Origin of the sequence: Rhizobium aouanii (genome assembly GCF_037002925.1) — a bacterium.
In the GTDB taxonomy this organism is placed as follows: domain Bacteria; phylum Pseudomonadota; class Alphaproteobacteria; order Rhizobiales; family Rhizobiaceae; genus Rhizobium; species Rhizobium aouanii.
The window spans coordinates 223,503-242,713 of the sequence record NZ_JBAMYD010000006.1 but is presented as its reverse complement, the minus strand read 5'-3'; the positions used below and the strand labels follow the sequence as shown (position 1 = coordinate 242,713).

17 protein-coding genes and 1 pseudogene are annotated in these 19,211 nt (G+C 56.9%); 6 read left to right on the top strand and 12 right to left on the bottom strand.

Features of this window, described 5'->3' with window-relative positions; translation table 11 throughout:
- Positions 1–197: 197 nt before the first annotated feature.
- Both V8P77_RS13155 and V8P77_RS13150 read left to right on the top strand, forming a co-directional pair.
- The gene (locus V8P77_RS13155) at positions 198–683 is read left to right on the top strand and encodes an ISAs1 family transposase (protein ID WP_264396554.1); all 486 of its coding nucleotides are present in this window, start codon (positions 198–200) and stop codon (positions 681–683) included.
- 450 nt (positions 684–1,133) lie between these two features.
- Positions 1,134–1,256, top strand: a pseudogene (locus V8P77_RS13150) (IS701 family transposase); the annotation flags it as partial.
- A gap of 17 nt (positions 1,257–1,273) precedes the next feature.
- Here the strand turns inward: V8P77_RS13150 and V8P77_RS13145 are convergent.
- Genes V8P77_RS13145 through V8P77_RS13135 form a run of 3 tightly spaced genes read right to left on the bottom strand, consistent with a single transcriptional unit; the run spans position 1,274 to position 4,190 of the window.
- On the bottom strand, positions 1,274–2,068 hold the full coding sequence (locus V8P77_RS13145; RefSeq protein WP_264396555.1) for a shikimate dehydrogenase family protein: 795 nt from the start codon (positions 2,066–2,068) through the stop codon (positions 1,274–1,276).
- A 26-nt stretch (positions 2,069–2,094) separates the two neighbouring features.
- Complete coding sequence (locus V8P77_RS13140; RefSeq protein WP_319641128.1) at positions 2,095–2,856, bottom strand: amino acid ABC transporter ATP-binding protein; 762 nt, start codon at positions 2,854–2,856, stop codon at positions 2,095–2,097.
- Positions 2,856–4,190 (bottom strand): chorismate-binding protein, encoded by a 1,335-nt coding sequence (locus V8P77_RS13135; protein ID WP_264396556.1) that lies wholly within the window; start codon positions 4,188–4,190, stop codon positions 2,856–2,858. Before V8P77_RS13135 ends, V8P77_RS13140 begins: the two co-directional genes overlap by 1 nt.
- 46 nt (positions 4,191–4,236) lie before the next feature.
- Between V8P77_RS13135 and V8P77_RS13130 the strand changes: the two genes are divergently transcribed.
- Positions 4,237–5,220 (top strand): LysR family transcriptional regulator, encoded by a 984-nt coding sequence (locus V8P77_RS13130; protein WP_264396557.1) that lies wholly within the window; start codon positions 4,237–4,239, stop codon positions 5,218–5,220.
- Positions 5,221–5,227: 7 nt separating this feature from the next.
- Here V8P77_RS13130 and V8P77_RS13125 read toward each other — a convergent pair whose 3' ends face one another.
- The gene (locus V8P77_RS13125; RefSeq protein WP_264396558.1) at positions 5,228–6,529 is read right to left on the bottom strand and encodes an FAD-dependent oxidoreductase; all 1,302 of its coding nucleotides are present in this window, start codon (positions 6,527–6,529) and stop codon (positions 5,228–5,230) included.
- A 372-nt stretch (positions 6,530–6,901) separates the two neighbouring features.
- On the opposite strand from V8P77_RS13125, the gene V8P77_RS13120 reads away from it, so the two are divergent.
- From V8P77_RS13120 to V8P77_RS13110, 3 genes are read left to right on the top strand one after another with little or no spacing between them, the layout of a single operon-like run.
- On the top strand, positions 6,902–7,930 hold the full coding sequence (locus V8P77_RS13120) for an amino acid ABC transporter substrate-binding protein (RefSeq protein ID WP_264396559.1): 1,029 nt from the start codon (positions 6,902–6,904) through the stop codon (positions 7,928–7,930).
- A 17-nt stretch (positions 7,931–7,947) separates the two neighbouring features.
- Positions 7,948–9,123: an amino acid ABC transporter permease gene (locus tag V8P77_RS13115; RefSeq protein ID WP_264396560.1), complete on the top strand. Its 1,176-nt coding sequence runs from the start codon at positions 7,948–7,950 to the stop codon at positions 9,121–9,123.
- Complete coding sequence (locus tag V8P77_RS13110) at positions 9,120–10,235, top strand: amino acid ABC transporter permease (RefSeq protein WP_264396561.1); 1,116 nt, start codon at positions 9,120–9,122, stop codon at positions 10,233–10,235. The genes V8P77_RS13115 and V8P77_RS13110 overlap by 4 nt, the downstream gene beginning before the upstream one ends.
- Positions 10,236–10,374: 139 nt before the next feature.
- Here V8P77_RS13110 and V8P77_RS13105 read toward each other — a convergent pair whose 3' ends face one another.
- The 8 genes from V8P77_RS13105 to V8P77_RS13070 all read right to left on the bottom strand — a co-directional run bounded on the left by V8P77_RS13105 (position 10,375) and on the right by V8P77_RS13070 (position 18,913).
- Complete coding sequence (locus V8P77_RS13105) at positions 10,375–11,328, bottom strand: LysR family transcriptional regulator (RefSeq protein WP_264396562.1); 954 nt, start codon at positions 11,326–11,328, stop codon at positions 10,375–10,377.
- 64 nt (positions 11,329–11,392) lie between these two features.
- Complete coding sequence (locus V8P77_RS13100; RefSeq protein ID WP_264396563.1) at positions 11,393–12,256, bottom strand: sugar phosphate isomerase/epimerase family protein; 864 nt, start codon at positions 12,254–12,256, stop codon at positions 11,393–11,395.
- Positions 12,237–13,154 carry an NAD-dependent epimerase/dehydratase family protein gene (locus tag V8P77_RS13095; RefSeq protein ID WP_264396564.1) on the bottom strand — a complete coding sequence of 306 codons (918 nt, stop codon included), beginning with the start codon at positions 13,152–13,154 and terminating at the stop codon, positions 12,237–12,239. The genes V8P77_RS13100 and V8P77_RS13095 overlap by 20 nt, the downstream gene beginning before the upstream one ends.
- 42 nt (positions 13,155–13,196) lie before the next feature.
- Positions 13,197–13,949: an amino acid ABC transporter ATP-binding protein gene (locus tag V8P77_RS13090; protein WP_319641127.1), complete on the bottom strand. Its 753-nt coding sequence runs from the start codon at positions 13,947–13,949 to the stop codon at positions 13,197–13,199.
- A gap of 30 nt (positions 13,950–13,979) precedes the next feature.
- A complete protein-coding gene (locus tag V8P77_RS13085) occupies positions 13,980–15,029 on the bottom strand; it encodes an amino acid ABC transporter permease (RefSeq protein ID WP_264396565.1) in 1,050 nt (349 codons plus the stop codon).
- A gap of 1 nt (position 15,030) precedes the next feature.
- Complete coding sequence (locus V8P77_RS13080) at positions 15,031–16,131, bottom strand: ABC transporter permease subunit (RefSeq protein ID WP_264396566.1); 1,101 nt, start codon at positions 16,129–16,131, stop codon at positions 15,031–15,033.
- A 20-nt stretch (positions 16,132–16,151) separates the two neighbouring features.
- Entirely contained in the window at positions 16,152–17,174 is a 1,023-nt protein-coding gene (locus tag V8P77_RS13075) for an amino acid ABC transporter substrate-binding protein (RefSeq protein ID WP_264396567.1), read from the bottom strand.
- An 803-nt stretch (positions 17,175–17,977) separates the two neighbouring features.
- Positions 17,978–18,913 carry a hypothetical protein gene (locus V8P77_RS13070; protein ID WP_264396568.1) on the bottom strand — a complete coding sequence of 312 codons (936 nt, stop codon included), beginning with the start codon at positions 18,911–18,913 and terminating at the stop codon, positions 17,978–17,980.
- Positions 18,914–19,211: the final 298 nt, after the last annotated feature.

Genomic DNA, 19,211 nt, shown 5'->3' with positions numbered 1-19,211 from the left:
CGTCAGACACGTAACGTCGCAACAAGGAGTACGCTACAATGGAAGATCAGGCAGAGAGAACTGACGCTGGAGCGCACCGCCTTTGTTCGATTTCGCAAAGCCCTTGTCGCACAGGGCAATCGGGTGAATTGACCGGTGACAATGGTCTGAAATGGTGAATCTGTCGGTATCCTCTGATTCGTGGGAGGATGAAGTCGATGGACGAGGAGGCTTGCGATATCGAGGCGATCGCCGAGACAGTCGTTTTTTTGAGCTATTTCAAGAATCTGCCTGATGGCCGGCAAATCGCGAAGGTGAAATACCCGCTCCCGGAGGTGTTGCTGCTGTGTCTGCTGGCGGTGATCGCCGGAGCGGAAACCATCACCGATATCGCCCGCTTCGGCGAGAAGAAGCTGGCCCTGTTGCGCCGGTTCCGTCCGTTCCGCGAGGGCACGCCGGCTCATGATCATCTGGGCGATATCCTCGCCAGCCTGGATGCCGAGCAGTTTCAACGCTGTTTCGTGGCTTGGGTCGCCTCTCTGATTGGCGTTCCAGAGGGCGTGGTCGCCATCGATGGCAAGACCGTTCGCCGCTCCAAGGGGGTAGACAAGGACGCGCCGAGTCGGCCCGGGGAATCTCACCCCGAGCCGCTCACAGATCCGTACATGAACCTCTCGGTTCATACGGCTCGTGCCCCCCCCTGAAAGGCTGCCGCCTTCCGTTGGAACCGGTGGGCTCCTCCGGTCTCCCGTTGGCCCGTCGATCCAACGCGGGTGACCCCCTCCCTTCGCGCCATGGGCATTACCCCACTTCCTCACTACTACGGAGGAGTCCGTCCCAATGCTCCGCCTCGGTACTTTCGCCTCGCGGTTTTGGCCCCTTGTGCTTTTCCCTTCGCATCGGTGCGACTGGTTCCTGCAGTTCCACGCGAAAGCCTGCATCCGCTTCACGCCCCCTGTACGCCGGTCGCCGTCTGCCCAGTCATCAGGCCTCTGACAGACTTATCCAAGGAGATGAATGCGCTCCTGGTTTCGACGACACTTGTGACCTAACGACGCGTCATCGAGGGTTCACTTATGGCGCGGCGATCAGGATGAGACGCCGCCTCACCTTGATTGTCGCCGCGCATTCACTTGCGTTCGTCTCTCGGATATAAGACAGTTTGGATGCGGGCTGAGGCGGCCGGTGATCCCGGCCCATGGCGGCAACAAGCCATTCTGGGTCGGGGACGCTGGGACGCGGACGGACTTCGCGACATCGTGCGAGAGTATGTTGTAGGCAGCTCTTTTCCTGCTTAACGCTTAGCACCGCCTTGAAAAAACGTGAGCATTATGGACTCAAGTGCTCGGTACATATCGATACCGGTGGCTATCCCACACCCTCGGGACTTCGCAGCGGCAATCAATGGAGTTTCGGACTCCGTGACCACACAACCAACGAACATTGCACTATCGAGTTCAGAAACTTCCACGGGCAGATAGTCATGGCCCTCCATCCCGGCTGGCGTTGCGTTGACGATGAGTTCGTATCCCCGCGGACTGGATGAACCCGAATGGACATCGCCTCTGACCTTTCGGAGCTTGTCTATCAACGCGTCTCGTCGCGCCTCATCTAGGTCGTGAACAGCCAAAGAATCAACGCCGGCTTCCAAAAGAGCCAATGCTATTGCCGAGCCGGCTCCCCCTGCACCAACCAATAGCGCCTTTTTTCCTGCGAGCTGAGCGCACCTGTCGCTGGCCGCATGCACAAAGCCCAAGCCATCGACCATGTCGCCATGCCACTGACAGTTTTCGTTCCGTCTCATGATATTTACGGCGTTCAAGTGTCCGGCGCGATCCGAAACCGTGGGGCAATGCTCAAAGCAGGCGAATTTATGAGGTACGGTGACGACGATGCCGTCGCAGTTTTTGGTCTGGTTTGCTGCCTCGAGGAATGAAGCGACGTGATCCGCGGCGACGTGCGCCGGGAGCATTACGGCATTTATTCCTGACCGTTGGAATGCGGAAGACATTCCGGTTGGCGACTTAACCTGATCTATCGGGTCGCCAATGATGTAATAAAGGCGGGTTTTGCCGTCGATCGATACCACCGTGTTTACTCCTACCAATCGAATGGCTAGTGCCTCAATTGCCCGATGAAATCTTTCAGTCGCGAACTTTTCGGGTTGCTGAAAAACTCTTGCGGCGTTGCTTCCTCCGCGATGGTGCCGCCGTCCATGAAGACGATCCTGTCCGCCACCGAGCGTGCAAAGCCCATTTCATGCGTAACGCAGACCATTGTCCTGCCCTCACTCGCCAGCTCCTGCATCGTCTGCAGGACTTCGTTCACCATCTCCGGATCGAGGGCCGAGGTAGGCTCGTCGAACAAAAGAACCTGCGGCTCCATGCAAAGTGATCTCGCAATAGCGACACGCTGTTGCTGACCACCCGAAAGCTGGCTCGGATATTTGTGGGCCTGATCGGCGATCCTGACCCTTTCCAGGTATTGCAACGCCTTAGCTTCGGCTTCCCTGCGGGGAAGCTTCAAGGTCCAGATCGGCGAAAGCGTACAATTCTCAATAACCGTCAGATGGGGGAAGAGGTTGAACTGCTGAAAGACCATGCCCACCGCCCGCCTGATTTGATCTCTCGACTCTTCGGTCAACTCGCATCCGTTCACACTGATGCGCCCACCATGATGGTCTTCCAGACCGTTAATGCACCGAATCAGCGTCGACTTCCCGGAACCGGAAGGGCCGCAAATCACAACCTTCTCGCCGGAGCCAACATTCAAGCTGACGCCCTGGAGAACCTTGAAGGTGCCATAGAGTTTTTCGACCTTCTCCAGGCTGATCACCGATTTAGATGACCGGGAGGCGTTCGGGAAACCGGCTTTCATTACCGCTGCTCCTGCAAAGCCTCAGCTTCCTTGACACATTCGATCATTGAACGCGCCTTGTTCATACATTCGTTGTATTCGTCGGTCGCATTTGATGCGTGTGTGATGCCGCCCCCGCATCGCATCGTAATCTGATCGCCATCGATCCAGGCGGAGCGCAGGATAATGGCTGTGTCCACCGAGCCGTCGAAGCCAATCAACCCGACGACGCCGCCATAGGGCCCGCGCGCCTGGCGCTCGACGTCCTTGATGACTCTCATCGCCGCTTGCCTCGGGGCTCCCGTCACCGCCGACGGCGGGAAACAAGAGAGAACGGCTTGGATGGGGTTCAGGTCTTGCCGAATGCCCGCTTCCAGAACTGTGAAGAGGTGCATGACGCTGCCAAGCTTGCGGACTTCAAGCTCAACGGGCATGCGCACGCCACCGTTGTCGGCAATCGCTCTGAGGTCAACGATGGTCTCATCGACGATCATTTTTTGCTCTTCCAGATCTTTTTCAGAACCCAGGAGCTCTTGCATTATTGCTTGCGTTTCTTCTTCGGTTTCGCCGATGCGACGGGTGCCGGCATCCGTTTCGACGGTCAACAAGCTGCCGTTCTTGCGAAGGTGCATGGCCGGCGACGCTCCGATGAGTGTGATGGCTTCTCCCCGGACGAGAAAGATATGTGGGGAGGAATTGCGCCGCCGCATCACCTCAAAAACGGCCTCTGGCGTTGCAGAGGTCGATTTGGACAGTCCCACCGATAGAATTGCCTGCTGCAACTCGCCTCTAGCGATGCGGGACTGGATTTCGCCAATTCTGCCAACATAATCCTCCGTCGAAACGTCAACGACCCAATCGACGGCAGATCCAGCCGCGAGTTGGGACTGCGCTCCTGATGGCCGTGCTGCAAGGATCTCGTCAACAATGTTCTTGCAGGCTCCATAACTGTACGTCTTGTCCGCATCTTCGGTTTGAATGACAGTGACTGCAAACGCGCTTGCGTCGACGTGGTCAACGACCAACATTTTTGACACCAGCCAGAACTGTTGTCCAATCGTGTCGCCATCGTCGTAGGGAAGATAGGTAAACACGCCCCCTTTGAACGGAACCTTGTCGAATTCCGCGCAGTCCTGCTGCTGATGCGGCGATAACTGGGTCAGACGCTCAGCCTCGCTCTGCGACAAAGGAGAGGTCTCTAGCCCGAAATACGTGAACTGCGGAGGCAGCCCACCGCCGGCGGAACGCTGCAAGATGAACTTGCTAAACGGTGCGGCCTGCAAGCAGAGAACTTCCATCTGTTCGCGGGAAAGTTCGAGGCGGTCCACAATCCGCGTGAGCTGTGTGTCGTGCATAACATTGTCTCCCAAGTGAGTGCGGTGACCCTAGGATCATTGACGCTTGTTGACAACACAGCGTTCTTCACTACCGTATGTCATAAAGACAATGGACGAGCGAACGATTGTGTTTACCTTACGCCAGATCGAAGTGTTCAACGCCGTCATGGAAACCGGGTCCGTGGTTGGTGCGGCGGAGATGCTCAACGTTTCCCAACCGGTTGTCAGCCGCATTCTGCGCCATCTTGAAGACCAGACCAAGGTGCCCCTTTTCGAACGCTCAAAGGGAAGGTTGCAACCGACTGCCCATGCCGCGCTGATTTTCAGTGAGGTTGCCACCGTATTCCGAAACATACGCAGTCTACAGGACTCGATGCGTAGGATGGCGGTCGGGGAAGATATGATCATCCGCGTCGGGGCATCGCCAAGTCTGGCGGCAAATCTGGTTCCACGAGCAATGTTGCGGTTGCGCAAGCGTTACCCGAAGCTGATCATGCGGCTTGACGTCTTATCAATCTCCCAGGTCACCGACTACCTCGTCTTCGGAGAGGGAGAGATGGTTATCGGCGTATACCAGCAGGATCACCCGTCGATTTCGACGCAGCTTCTGGGTTCAGGGGAGATTGTCGCCGTCACGCACGGAAAGGCCGCGGACCAAGTAGGCTCGCTGGACGAGAAGGGTCTCGCTCACCTGTCTTCCACTGATCTCATCGGCTTTGAAAGCACAACGCCGCATGGTCGCTCCATAACAGGGTACCTTGCGAACAGAGGGCTGCGGTACGAGCCGACCACCATTGTGCGCTTTGCTGAAACTGCGTGTCAGATGGTTGATGTCGGTTTGGGTTCGGCGTTCGTCGACAGTTTCACCGCAGCGGGATTTGCCGACCGGAATATTTCGATCCACCGGTTGCCGCAGCCGCCACAAATGGGCGTCTATGTGCACACCCATATTGAACGCGGTTTGTCCTCATTCGGTCGTGTGCTGCGCAGTAGCCTCACCACTGAAGTGGAAGACAGCGGCAAGCGTTTCGAGGCGCTCCTTGCCTGAATTCTCTTCAGGCAACCCGGCCTGCGTTCAGAACCGGGAGCGCGCCCTGTTTTGAAAGCCGACCACGCAGTTCGCCGACGTCGACTTCCCCAGACCGTGAGAGCGAAATGGCGGCAGCGACACCAGCTGCCTGGCCGGTGGCGAAGGCAGTCCCCATGACGCGAACTGAGCCGTACGCCTCCCGGTCTGCACCGATCAAACGGCCAGCTACCAGCAAATTTGCTATGGGAGTCCTGATCGCGTCGAACGGGATGCCGAAATACCCTTGGCCACCCACGGGAATGTACTCTTGCACACCAGGTGCATGATGGATTTCCATTGGCCAGCCGCCAAAGGCCACCGTATCTGAGGGAATCTTCGCCTCGAGGATGTCGTGTGCGGTAACGCGGCCGATGGTTTTTGGTCGCCGGCTCTCCCGAATGCCGATCTGGGGGCCCGTCGAAGCGAGGTAACAGTCTTTCAAAATGGCATTGGTCTGCCTGAGACACTCAACCAGCCGCCAACCGCATTCTCGAGACGTCATTTCAGCGAGGCTGAATCTCTCTCCGTCGCAAGGATTTGCTTCAAGATCCAGTGCCATCCACCAGATCTCGGAAGAACCGGGAACCCTCAGTTGGACGCCGCCATTCTCGCGGGCGACAATTGGAGGTTTCGACATATTAAACCGCTCCGCCGCCGCTCTGAAAAGGCTGCGATCAAGACCCCATTCCGGCGGAATCCCGCCGATACGGAGAGGAAATGACGCGGGCTGAACATTCGCATTTTGGTGGCCAAGACTGCGGTCGGCAAGAAAGCAAACATTACCTTCCCCTGACGCGTCGACGACAGCTCCCGCTGCGATCCGGATGTTGCCAAAATGCCCCGACACCTCGATTGAGGCAACGCGGCCATCGACGACTTCGACGCCGGAAACAACTGCATGATAAAGAACAGTGACACCCGCTGCTGCGATAGTGCGATCCAGAGCCAGCTTCATGGCCTCCGGGTTCAACGGCACAATCCAATTTCCAGTCGTCTTGAGACGGATCGGCATTGCCGGAATGCCCAAGCTTTCGACATTATCAAGAATTTCCGCCGCCACGCCGCCGACTACCGCCATCGGAGCCTCACCACTTGTGTAAAGGCCGCAATAGGCTAGGACCGATGCAGCCGTTGCAGCGCCTCCGGCGAAGGCATAACGCTCGATGAGCAAGGTCTTCGCCCCTGCTTTTGATGCAGAACATGCGGCCGCAACACCCGCAGATCCGGCGCCGACAACGACGACATCGTAGTTCCGGTTCGAACGGCTTGTCTGTGACTCAGTGATCATGCTCGCGACCTCTCAGATTGCGGTGCCAGTTCCCGCATGCTGCGCCGCAAACTGGGTGGATCACTATTTCGAAAACCGGGCATACCCATGTCCTGAGGCTATATGACGGGTAGCTTATTTTATCTGTAATCACCACGTCGCTCCACGGCTACTGGATCTTGATGCCAATACTTCGGTTTTCCTGAACAATAATCTACGTATTTCCTGAAGGATTAAGACCATCTTCGCAGTGGCGTCGAACTGAGGGCTGCTTGCGCCATATGCCATTAGGACATAGAGTTCGTTGGTTTTTGTCAGTGACGTGACGACAGGGAAGTGGTTCTGTGAAGCAGCACCGAACGGCAGTTTCGGGACATTGAAAGGGTGAACGCTATGAAGATCAAAATGTATGCTGCGGCACTGGGGATCGCAGCCTTCTCTAGTGGAATTGCATTTGCCAACGGCACGCTCGACCAGGTCAAAGGACGGGCTGAGTTGTTGTGCGGGGTCGGCGAGAATTTTGCGGGCTTCTTCTCTCCGGACGCGACCGGGAAATATTCCGGCTTCGACGTCGATTTTTGCCATGCCGTGGCCGCGGCAACACTCGGCGATGCAGCGAAAGTGAAGTTCCTCCCCGCGACGCCATCGGCACGGTTTCCGCAGCTTCAGTCAGGCCAGGTCGACCTTCTTTCCCGATCTGTCACGGACACCTTTAGCCGAGACGGAAGCCTTGGCCTCGATTTCCCCGTCATCATGTTCTACGATGGCCACGCATTGATGGTCGCCAAATCTCTCGGAGTAGCGTCCGGCAAGGATCTTGACGGCGCCAACGTCTGTACGCAAACCGGACTTTCGACCGAGGTCATCATCGCGGACTACTTCAAGTCGAACAAGATGACGTACAAACCGGTTGTCTTTGACTCCCGTGATCAGGCCTTGGCAGCCTTTGAAAGCGGACGCTGTGACGTCTTCTCATCGGACCGCTCAACGTTGTTCGCTTACAGGGCGGCGCTCAAAAATCCGGACAACTACGTCGTCCTCGACGATACGATCTCCAAGTCATTGAATGGTCCAGTCGTCCGCCATGGTGACAACAACTGGGAAGATATCATTCGATGGACGGGCTATGCACTGATCGCAGCAGAGGAATTCGGCGTAACCTCCAAGAACGTTGATGAGGTCAAGGCGGATCCCGCCGCTCCGGCGGAAGTGCGTCGCTTGTTGGGTGTTGAAGGCGACTTTGGGGCGATGCTCGGCCTCCCCAACGAATGGGCGTATAATGTCATCAAGTCGGTGGGTAACTACGGCGAGATATACGAGCGCAACCTTGGTCCTCAGGGCAAGGTAAAGATCCCTCGCGAGAAAACCCTCAATGCATTGTGGAAAGACGGCGGCGCCATGATCGCCCCGTCGTTCCAGTAACCGGGCGATCGAGCGCCATGGACGCGCAACACTATCGAGCTACGCACCCCGGCGCGCGGTCTGAAACAAAGAAAAGCGACCTGGGCGGAATAGCTGCCCAGGTCACGCTGGCAATCTGTCTGGCCGCAGCCGGTTGGTACGTGACGTCGACAACGCTTCACAATCTAAGCACTCGCGGCATCACGACTGGCTTCAATTTCCTAGGCAGGCCTGCCGGCTTCGATGTAGCGTTTTCGCTTGTTCCATTTTCCTCGGCCAGCCCGATCTGGATGGCACTGGTTGTCGGAATAACCAACACCCTGTTTCTGGCGGTCATGGCGGCGGTTTTCGGAACCCTGCTTGGTCTGGGAGTGGTCGCTTTGCGACTGTCCCCTAGTCCCGCGGCTTCCAAGCTTGCCGCTGGTTACATTGGGCTCTTCAGAAACACACCAGTCTTGCTGCATTTGTCGTTTTGGTATTTCGCGGTCTTTTCAGCTTTGCCAGGCGTGCGAGAAGGCTTTTCCACGGGTAACGTCGCCTTTTTGAATAACCGAGGGCTATTTCTCCCTGCCCCGGTTGCCGACAACTGGGTTTGGGCATTGGCATGCCTGGCCGCGCTGCTACCCGTGGTAGTCGCACGTCAGGTGGGTGGACAGCATCCAACATCGACTTTCGCCCGACTTGACCTTTCGCTGATCGGCGGTGGGTTGCTTTTCTGCCTTGTCATCGCCCTTGGTGTGCAGTCGTGGGATTTGCCTGTGCCTGCAGGCCTTGGGATCAGGGGCGGTTTGCTCGTGATTCCAGAGTTGCTGGCGGTGCTTGTGGCGATGTCGATTTATTCCTCGGCATTTATCGCCGAACTGCTCAGGGGCGCAATCCGCAGCATCGACACAGGGCAAACGGAGGCAGCGCAAGCACTTGGTCTCACAAGGAACGTCGTAGCAAGACACGTCATCATTCCCCAGGCCATTCGCCTCGTGATCCCACCTCTTACGAACCAATACGTCAATATGATCAAGCAAACCGCAATCGTAGCATCGATCGCGTTTCCCGATTTAATGCTCATTTTCGGCAAGACTGTTCTGACACAGACGGGGCAGGCAATAGAATGCCTGACAATCGTGACAGCCGTCTATCTTAGCATAAGCCTCGCTTGCTCCGGGTTGATGCACGCCTATTCCAGAGCTCTCAATGCACAGGGAGTGCGGCGATGAAGGGACCGAGAGAAATGACTTTGTCTGTCCTGCATCCTGTGACCGGCCGGTCTCCGACCGCAGTTCGCGAGTTCACAAAAAAACTGTTTGGGGACCGCAGGAGCACCATTGCTACAATCCTTGCCTTCCTGGTCGTCATCGGTGTGATCCTGCCCGTCTTCAAGTGGGCGGTGATCGATGCGGATTTTGTCGGCTCTGGCCCCCAGGACTGCCACCGCGCAGGCGCGTGCTGGGTCTTCGTGATCGAGAAATTCGGGCAACTGGCCTACGGCTTCTACCCGGAGGCGGCGCGATGGCAGGTCAATGTGTCGCTGTCCGTTCTACTGGCCGGTTGCGTGGCTGCTTTCGCGTTGGCGCGACACTATCAGATCATCCTCGCGGTTCTTGTTTATCTCCTCACCGTTGTGACCAGCTTCAATCTTTTTGGAGGTGGCATTCCGGGAATGACGTTGGTACCCGTTGAAAAATGGGGCGGCCTTTCGATCACGCTGTTGCTCTTCACGATAGGCATGGGCATCTCATTCGTCTTTGGCGGAATATTGGCGCTTGGAAGACGCTCCGAGCGGCCCCTTATACGGGCTGTATCGTCCTTCTACGTCGAGTTCATGCGCGGTGTGCCTTTGATTGCCATCCTTTTTGTTGCGGTGGTCCTGCTTCCGCTCTTTCTACCGGGCGGGGCGGAAGCCAACATGTTCATGCGCGTTCTGGTCGGCATTTGCTTGTACACGTCATCGTACATGGCCGAGGCCATCAGAGCAGGGCTGGACGCGGTGCCCAAAGGGACCCGAGAGGCTATCTATGCGTTGGGCCTTTCACGGTGGAATGGCGAAAAGCTGGTGGTTTTTCCGCAAGCCCTCATTGTTGCTCTGCCTGGCCTGATCAATACATTGATCGCACTCGTTAAAGACACATCGCTCATACTCATCGTAGGGATGCACGATTTTCTGGGTTCGACGCAGTTGGCGATGGCAGATGTGGCGTGGGGAAATGTGCTCTGGGAGGGTTATGCGTTCGCAGGGGCGGTCTACTTCGCCCTTTGCTTTGGACTATCCGCTATCGGCAGCCATATCGAACAACGCGCAGACCGATATCGGCTGCCCAAAAAAGCCTGATCCGGCCTGCGAGCGATCTCGATCGAACAACGGTGCCCAAGGTTGCCTTCATCTGTGCCGAGCTAACCTTCCGGCCGATCCTCGACTGACATTCGGAATCGGAAGGACCAGATTGATCGAAGGTGCCCGCCAGTTTGGGTCAGCCGCCAATTTGCCTGGGCTCTCCGTTTTCGGAAAGTTCCAACTGCATCTCCGCAGCGACCTGCTGGAGAACAGCTTGGAACGCCGTGAGTGCAGGTCTGGCTGCGCTGGTCTCACGGATGGCGAGGCAAACGGTGCGGTCAATTGCAAAGTCAGCAGGGCGTCGGAAAACCACATTCGATGGCGCAAACGACGTTGCCAAACGCGGAACCATCGCAAGGCCACATCCACTCCCGACGAGCGCAAGGCCTACGCCGAAATTGTCTGTTCGATGGCGGACTTCAGGCCTGAAGCCACCGAAGGTGGAACAGACATAAGCATGGAGTTCCGAGAACTCACTGCTGGCGCTCGTGCTGATCCAAACTTCACCCGCCAGGTCACCTAATCTGAATTGCTGAGCTTCGTCAGCCAGTTTGTGTGATGCCGGCATTCCAATCACGATTGCGTCCGAGCAAAGCGGGAGCGCAACCATTTCAGGCGGACGTGATCGACGCATGTACCGATAGTCGTCGATCAGGATGACATCGAAACTGCCTCGAATAAGCGCCGGTATCGCCTCTTCCGGGTTCATCTCCTGAGTTTCGATCTTCAGATTGGGATATTTGCGTTCCATCATCGGGAGCGCCCTTGGAAGGATCGTGCCAAGCGTTGTCTCGAGCGACGCAATTCTTAGGATGCCGCTGATCGAACCAGAGAGCATTTCCAGTTCAGTCTCGGCCTGCTCCATTTTCGCAAGAATTGTTGTCGCGTGCTCCACCAGCCGCTGGCCCGCCTCGGTGAGGAGAAGTCGCCGCCCAACCCGTTCGGTGAGCGGCACGCCTGCCGACATTTCGAGTTGCGCCAGGCGTTGCGAGATCGCGGAAAGCGATAGCGCTAACGCCTCGGCGACGGCCGTGATCGTGCCGCGGGAATTTAACTCGACAAGTATTCTGAGGCCTTTAGGGTCTAACATTGGGGATCCCGTCCTCTCCGCTGCAGCCACCGCGATTCAATTCGGCGCCAGCGAGACTGAATCGTTACGCCAGAAGGCCTGTCGATCTCAACCATGTTTCAGTTGGACGCCAGTAATCTTCTCGGTTTTGGTCCCCGCAGAAAAGCTCGACGGTAACCGGATGCTCGAAACCATCCGCGATAAGACGCTCGACGATACCCTTTACATCGACCATTCCCATTCCGAGCGGCACTGAGACAAAAGCGCCTCGTTCGGGATCGACCATCACACGCTTTCTCTCCTGGTAGGACAAATCACAGGACCCCTGAGGTACCGTGTCCTTGAGATGCACGTACTTGATCCAGGGCTTGAGCGTTTCATACGGTCGCGGGTAGGTGCTTTCGCCGTTAACCGCGAAATTGGCGATGTCCCAGCAGAGGGCGTAGTTCTCCGATCCCACTCTTTCAAGCAGTTTGCGGGTGCCGTCGACACTCGCCGTCGGGTCCTTGGCATCATCGCGGTTGAAGACGTTTTCGACGAGCAACGTGACGCCGAGTTCCTCGGCCCGGCGGACGATTGGGGCAACGAGTTCGACGTAGCGGTCGATTGCGGCGTCAGTGTCCAGTTTCGCGGGGCCTGCCATGCTTTCGGAATAACCAGCGCCCAGCTCTGCCGCCTGCTCCAGCGCCTGGAAGACAATCTCGAGCTGCTCATTCGCGTCCAGCGTATGTGAGAGCGGCATGCCACGGGTGCTAACGGAATGGACCCGGACACCATAAGCCGACTGCAGCCGCTTGATCTGCGCGACGCTAAAGTCGAAGTAGTTCACCTTGTAATACAAATCGACATGCTCAAGACCCCAATCCGCTGTCGTTCGGAAGATGTCCTCCAGCGACAGGTCCTGCATATCCAGAGCAATTGCGCCGAGACTAAACCGCCGTGCGGACATTGTTGCCTCCTGCCAGTTGGGAAAGGCCCGGGACATCGCGGTATGAACGCATTGGTCTCCACCCGAAGAGCTCAAAACACTTCTGCGTACTTACAAGAGAGGGGTTCTCGCCAGCAACCTTTGCAAGAGATTGGACCTCGGCGAGACGTTCGGGGAAATGCCGGGAGACCAGATCCTCAATCGAGACGGTACCGACGGCGGAATCCGGGGCAGCAAGGAGAATACGCTCGTATCCGATCTTCGGTGCTCTGAGCCCGCGCTCGATGGCTTCCAATGCGTCTTCGCTGCGAAGGTAGGACCACATGCGGTTGACGAGCTCGCCATCCGGGTCGGCGAGCCAGTCTTGGTAGCGAGCGATTGACTGCGGCTTGTCCGGGAACAGAACGCCGGTGAAACGCAGGCAAAGAATCTCCAAACCGTATCGGACATGGAAGCCACGAGCGAGGATTTCACCCATAAGCTTTGTGGCACCGTAATTGTCGTCGGGCTGTCGAGGATGATCATCGTCCATCGGCAGATAGTCCGGCGTCCAGGGCTTGACCCATGAGATCGGGCCGATGGCGCAGATAGAGCTGGCGAATACAATTCGCTTGATGCCGGCGCGGCGGGCGGCCTCGAAAACATTGAACGTTCCGACGACGTTCACTTCAATGATTTCGGGATAGCGTTCCCACTCGATTGGGTCGGAAATGGCTCCGAGATGAACGACAGCGTCGAAGCCCTTCATGAGGCCTGAAAGTTTATCAAGGTTGCTGAGGTCACTTTGTATCCACACGCTATCCAGTCCTTCGGGAGCCGGGGCGAGATCAAGGCACGCAATTTCGTTGCCCTGCTTAAGCAGATTCAGGGCCAGCCGTTGGCCAATTTGTCCGGCCGCGCCGGTTATGATCACTTTCATTGTAGTCTCCGATTGATTGTGGTCGCGCCGCGGGGCCACTGTTCAGTGCAAAATCTGTCCGAGGAACGCCTTTGTGCGGCTATTCCTAGGGGTGTCGAAAAATTCACCAGGCGGCGCCGATTCCACGATCTCACCGCTATCCATAAAGATCACGCGGTCAGCGACGCGACGCGCGAACCCCATCTCGTGCGTCACGCAGATCATCGTCATCCCGTCGGCGGCGAGCGCGACCATTGTGTCGAGGACCTCCTTGACCATTTCGGGATCGAGTGCCGATGTAGGTTCGTCGAAGAGCATGATCTTCGGCCGCATGCAAAGCGCGCGCGCGATCGCCGCCCGCTGTTGCTGGCCGCCGCTGAGTTGGGTCGGGTATTTATCGGCTTGATTTTCAATCCGCACCTTCTCGAGGTGTTCCATCGCCACCGCCCGGGCATCGCGCCCGGACATCTTTCGCACATGGATCGGCGCAAGCATGCAGTTCTCGATGATGGTCAGGTGGGGAAAGAGAGCAAACGACTGGAAGACCATACCCACTTCCCGTCTGACGGAGTCGATCGCCTTCAGTTTGCTATCAACCTGGGTGCCGTCCACGAGGATTTTGCCCTCTTGGTAGGTCTCCAGTTGGTTGATGCATCTGATGAGCGTGCTCTTGCCCGATCCCGATGGTCCGCAGAGGACGACGCGGCCGCCCGTTGGAATGGTCAGCGATACGTTGCGCAGGACCCTAAAATTTCCATACCACTTGCTAACACCCGCGAATTCGATCGCGGCACCTTGTTGTTCTACTGAAGTCAAAGTCTGAACTCCTTGGACATTGCACGGTCATCAGCGTCGGCCGACGGACATCAGCATCTCGGCCATTTCCCCAAATTTGATGATCGAACAACACATTGCGAAGTAAATCACGCCGATGAAGACGAACCCTTCGGCCGAAAATCCGGTCCACTGCGGATCGGATATCGCCAGCCGCGCAGTGCCTACGAGATCAAACTGCGAGATGATGACGATGAGGGTCGTATCCTTGAGCAGGCTGGCAGCCAGACTGACGAGCGGCGGGACGACCAGCGAAAACGCTTGGGGCAGAATGACCAGGCGCACCCGCTGGAGCCTCGTGAATCCGAGGCTGTCTGCCGCCTCATACTGAAGGTGCGGGATCGCGTTGAGACCGCTCCGCACGATCTCGGAGAAGTAGGCGGCAGCGACCAACAGCAGCCCAACAAGAGCGCGGAAAAGCGTGCCGATTTCGAGCTGTACGGGAAGGAACAACGGTACAATGATCGTCGCGATGAACAGGACCGCAATGATTGGCAGCGCCCTCATCACTTCCACGAACCACAGGCACAACATGCGCACTGCTCCGTTCCTCGACTTGCGTCCCAGCGCAATCAAGGTCCCAAGCGGAAGTCCGAGCAAGATGGTGCTTACCGACAGAACGATCGTGATCGGAAGTCCACTCCAGAGTCGCTCAGGAACTGGGGCGAGGCCGAAGACGCCGCCGCTCAGGAGAACGAAGGAGGCGGCGAGTTGCGCCAGCCAGAGGAGTGGCAAGGCGCGAAGCAGGGTCTTGGTGCCGGTCGCGATTGCCATGAGCGACAGCACCAGGCAAGCCGCGAATAACGCGCAAAGCGCGACCACCCGCCCGATCTCTTCCAGAGGGTAGAAGCCAAACAGAATGAAAGACATTTTGTTCGTCAGGAATGTCCAGCACGCCCCACCGGGGTTCGCGCGGCATTGGGATGCGTCCCCTGTCCAGGTCGCGTCGACGATTGCCCATCGGAAAATCCACCAGAAGAACGCCAGCGCGAGCGCACCGAGGACAATCGTGGTGGCGGACTTCGCGGGTGTGCCGAAGTAGACTTCAAGCCGCTGCTTCATATCAACGCCTCCTGTCCAGAGAATTGACGAGGAGAGCGCACGCAGCATTGATAGCCATAAAGAGAGCCGCGAGGGTGACCACAGACTCGATAGCGCGGCCCGTATTCTGCATGATCTGGTACGTTACGGACATGATCTCGGGGTAGCCGACAGCCACGCCCAAAGGCGTCGATTTTATGATGTTGACATAGATGTTGATCGTCGGCGGGATCGCGAGCCGCAGAGCCTGCGGCGCGATGACGAGTCGAAACGCTTGTCCTCTGTGCAGTCCCAGCGCGGCGGCTGCCTCGGACTGGGGGCGGGGCACCGAGAGAATTGCCGCCCGGATAACCTCCCCCATCTCCGCGCCGAAGTAGAAGGCGATGCCGAACGCCAATGCCCCAAACTCGTTGCTGAATGTGAGGCCGCCGTTGATGCTGAACCCTGCCAACGCCGGTATCTGGTACCGGGCAGTTCCGAATACGACCGCGACCGCGCTGGTTGCTAGGATCGGGACCAGCCACCGCGGACGCGATTTCATGAAGCGGGCCGCAAGACCGACAACGGCGAGGAGCGTCCCGACGAAGAGCCATGGCACCGAGAATTCCGCTGACGGAACGACTATGCCCCTATTGGTGAAGTAGATCGCGCCGAACGTCGCCGACGCTGCGCGCGGCGGCGGCAGTTGAAGGAGCGCCAGATATAAAAAAACCAGGAAGATTATCAGCGGCACGTTTCGCACAACATTGACGTACGAACGCCCTATCCGCGCCGCGAGCGGGTTGTCCGAGAGTCTAGCGAGGGCCGCCACCAAGCCCAGCAGCGTCGATCCAACCACCGCGGTCAACGCGACGACCAAGGCGTTGGCGAGACCAACCCCGATCGCGGCCAGGTTCGTCGAACCTGGCGGCAACGGAATGACGCTCTGCGAGATGCTGAATCCAGCAGTCCCAAACAGGTAGTCGAAGCTGATGCCGAGTCCGATTTCCTGCAGTCTCTGCTTCCCGACCGTCAACCCGACGACGAGAAAGCCCAGAACTGCGCTGGCTGCTGCGACCGATGCGGCGTGGCTCCGCCAAGGCGCTTTGGTGGCGGAGCCGGGGGTCGTGGATGTCGCTTGCATGTCAGGGCGATCCGATCGCATCAGCGCCACGGCGGCGAATAGATGAGTCCGCCATTGGACCAGAGGTTGTTGACTCCGCGCGGTATCTTCAAGGCGGACTGTTCCCCGAGGTTGCGCTCGTAGATTTCGCCGTAATTGCCGACCGCCTTCATAACTTTGACCACCCAGTCGTTGGCGAGATTCATCTTCGTACCGATATCACCTTCGGCCCCGAGCAGACGGCGCACTTCGGGATCTTGGCTCGTCTTGGCGAGTTCCTCGACGTTTGCGGATGTGATCCCGAGCTCTTCAGCCGTAATCGTGGCGTTAATCGTCTGCCTGACGAGGTTCGTCCACTCTGGGTCTTTCTCTAGCACGACCGGCGAGAACGGCTCTTTTGAGATCGTGGTTTCAAGGATGATATTGTCATCCGGGTTGCCGAGCGACGTGCGGAAGGAGGCAAGCACAGGCGGCTCCTGGCTGATGGCATCGCAGCGGTCGGACTTGTAGGCGTTGAACGCGTCATCGATCTTATCGAAGTTGACTTGGGTGTATGTCATGCCATTCTTGCGGAAATAGTCGTCAACACTCGAGATGTTGGTGGAGCCGGTAATGTTGCAGATTGCTGCGCCGTTCAGATCCTTGGGGCTGATGACGTTTGCGCTCTTTTTGACCATGAACGCATTACCCGAATAAAAGTAGACCCTGGGAAAATCGTATCCCAGCACGGCGTCGCGTGAGACCGTGTATGTCGTCGACGTCGTAATAATGTCGACCTCGCCAGTCTGCAGGGCGGTGAACGTCTGCACGAATGACATCGGCTTGTAGACGAACTTGCTCGGATCGTTGAAAAGCGCGGTGGCGAGCGCACGGCAATAGTCAACGGCAAATCCTTTCCAATTGCCGCTAGGGTCCGGCGTGTGGAAACCCAACCCTTCAGGTTGACCTCCACAGTAAAGCTCACCGCGGGCCTTGATCTTATCGATCGCCGCGCCAGCATGAGCGTCAATAGTCATCGCAAACAATGCCAACGTCGCCGCTGTGGCAGTCACAACTTTTCTCATATTTCAGTTCCCCATTTTGTATAGATACGCACCCTGGTGGTGCCTTGTCCTCCCGTCGTCCACACCCCGCGCAGAACACGTGGGCAGCCAACAAGACGACGGTACGACAAGAAATATCTTAAAAAAATCGCAAATTAACCGAGATGACTATTCGGCTTTTGTGAAGTATCGGCCGCGTCGTCTCCTAGCGTGGGAATAGTGCGAGGCTGGAACGCCATTCGCAAAAGCGAGGCTCGTCCTGCACCAAATCAAACGGCCACATCAGTCAAAAGAGCATACTCGCTGCCGATCACACATCGACGGACATTTTTCGCCGTCGCCAAGGCGACCGGACCGAGGCAATCCCGGTTTGCACCGGCGCCTGTAAGTGTTTGAATTTATCGATCGCGCCCGATGGCCTCGAAACCCGGCGGCATTAACAAGCTGAAATCGCAGCGATTTGTCATGCAGGTTGGTTGCAAGGGCATGATTTAAGCCTGTTCATTGGTCTTGAAGGGATCTGAACCAACAACCTAGGCCTTCGCATTGGCTAAGCAACTGAAAAATAAGAGAATTGATTATGTTGAGAATTGGCTTTAAGCCGCTATTCTGAAACTTCAAAACATTCAGAGGTCGATTGTGCCGGTTTCCTTCGTTGACAACCGGGCAACGCGCGAGGCTGCAATCTACCGTAAAGTAGGCGAGTCGAAGGCTGGAGCGCAAATTCGGCTGATCGTCGGCGCTGAGTTCGGCCTATGCGCCCCGAAAGGCGCATAGGCTTTCTTTATTCAAGACGTTGTGGCCGAAGTTCTTGCCGCCTAAATTCAATCGCGAGGAATTCTAAACAATTCACTCGCCTTGTTCCGTCCCATGCCCAAAACGGCGTTGAATTCGGCCCGCGTCATTGCTGGCCCGCTGCCGATAACCTTGCCCATGCTGCAACACCCTCGGCTTAGGAACCAGGTCCGAAGCCTCGCGCATGTCTTGAAGCCTCCGTGTTCAAAAATCTTATCGAGCCGCTGCTTCGGGTCCGGATCTTCGTGAAGCAAATGATGGGTGAGCGCCAACGCGTACTCTTTTGCGGTCATTTGAAACAATAAACGCTCGTCGATATTGAATAGCGCACGCTGGGTCGATGCAAACAAGGTTACGAGATCCATCAGAGATGGAGCCTGCTCATTTTGATATCGATGAACGAGACCTACAACGTCGGCCCCTCCTCGCTCAGACTTGAACCAAGCATCAGACCCTTTGATTTCTTTTAGTTGGCTATTTCCCAGCCGATGACGCTTGTCGCCGTGCACAAATTCATTCCGCCAGGCGCCAAGCAAGTCCACGATGAGCAAGATTCGTCCGTCAACGGCGTTCGGAACGTAGGATGCTAAAACCCTCAAGCGTTCAGCGACCGTGCGGCGCCGCTCGATTTTTGGATCTCTTCGTCCATTCAAGTCATCATGCAACGCCTCCGGCACCAGCCCAGGTACCCGGCTCGTGACGCGCAGATATTGATCAAGCCCGTCCATCACCGTTACGATTGCACTCTTGACAGCAAAAGTGCGCATCTCGTCGAAGTCACTAAGATTGTCGGATTTGTGCCAAGACATTTGGAGGTCGGGCGGTTTCACCGGGTCGACGTGTTTGAGCGTCTCGAGTGCGACGATGATCCCGTTCAGGCATCGGGTGGCGTCGCCAACGGATTTTCGTGCGCTGGCGAGACCAGGAGTGACTCCGAACTTAATAATGCGATTGGAACTGCTCATATATTTTACGCCAATTGAAAACTCAGGATTGTATATCGTTCAAAATCCAAAATTGCATGAACGCGTGCAGTAAGCTGGCGAGCAGGATCGACCTAAGGATAGGTGAGCCCGAAGCCACTGTGATGAGTGACTCGTATCTTGGTCCACTCGCTATCCTATCGATTTTTCGGGTATGAATGCGTTCCGCCTGGACTGTAGGTCGGCTCGATGCGCTGTGCTGCTCGTCTGTTTTTTGGGGACAGTTGTAAGCTTTGTGAGTGATTTGCTGCGAACTCGTGTATCATCGTTGTCCAACGGG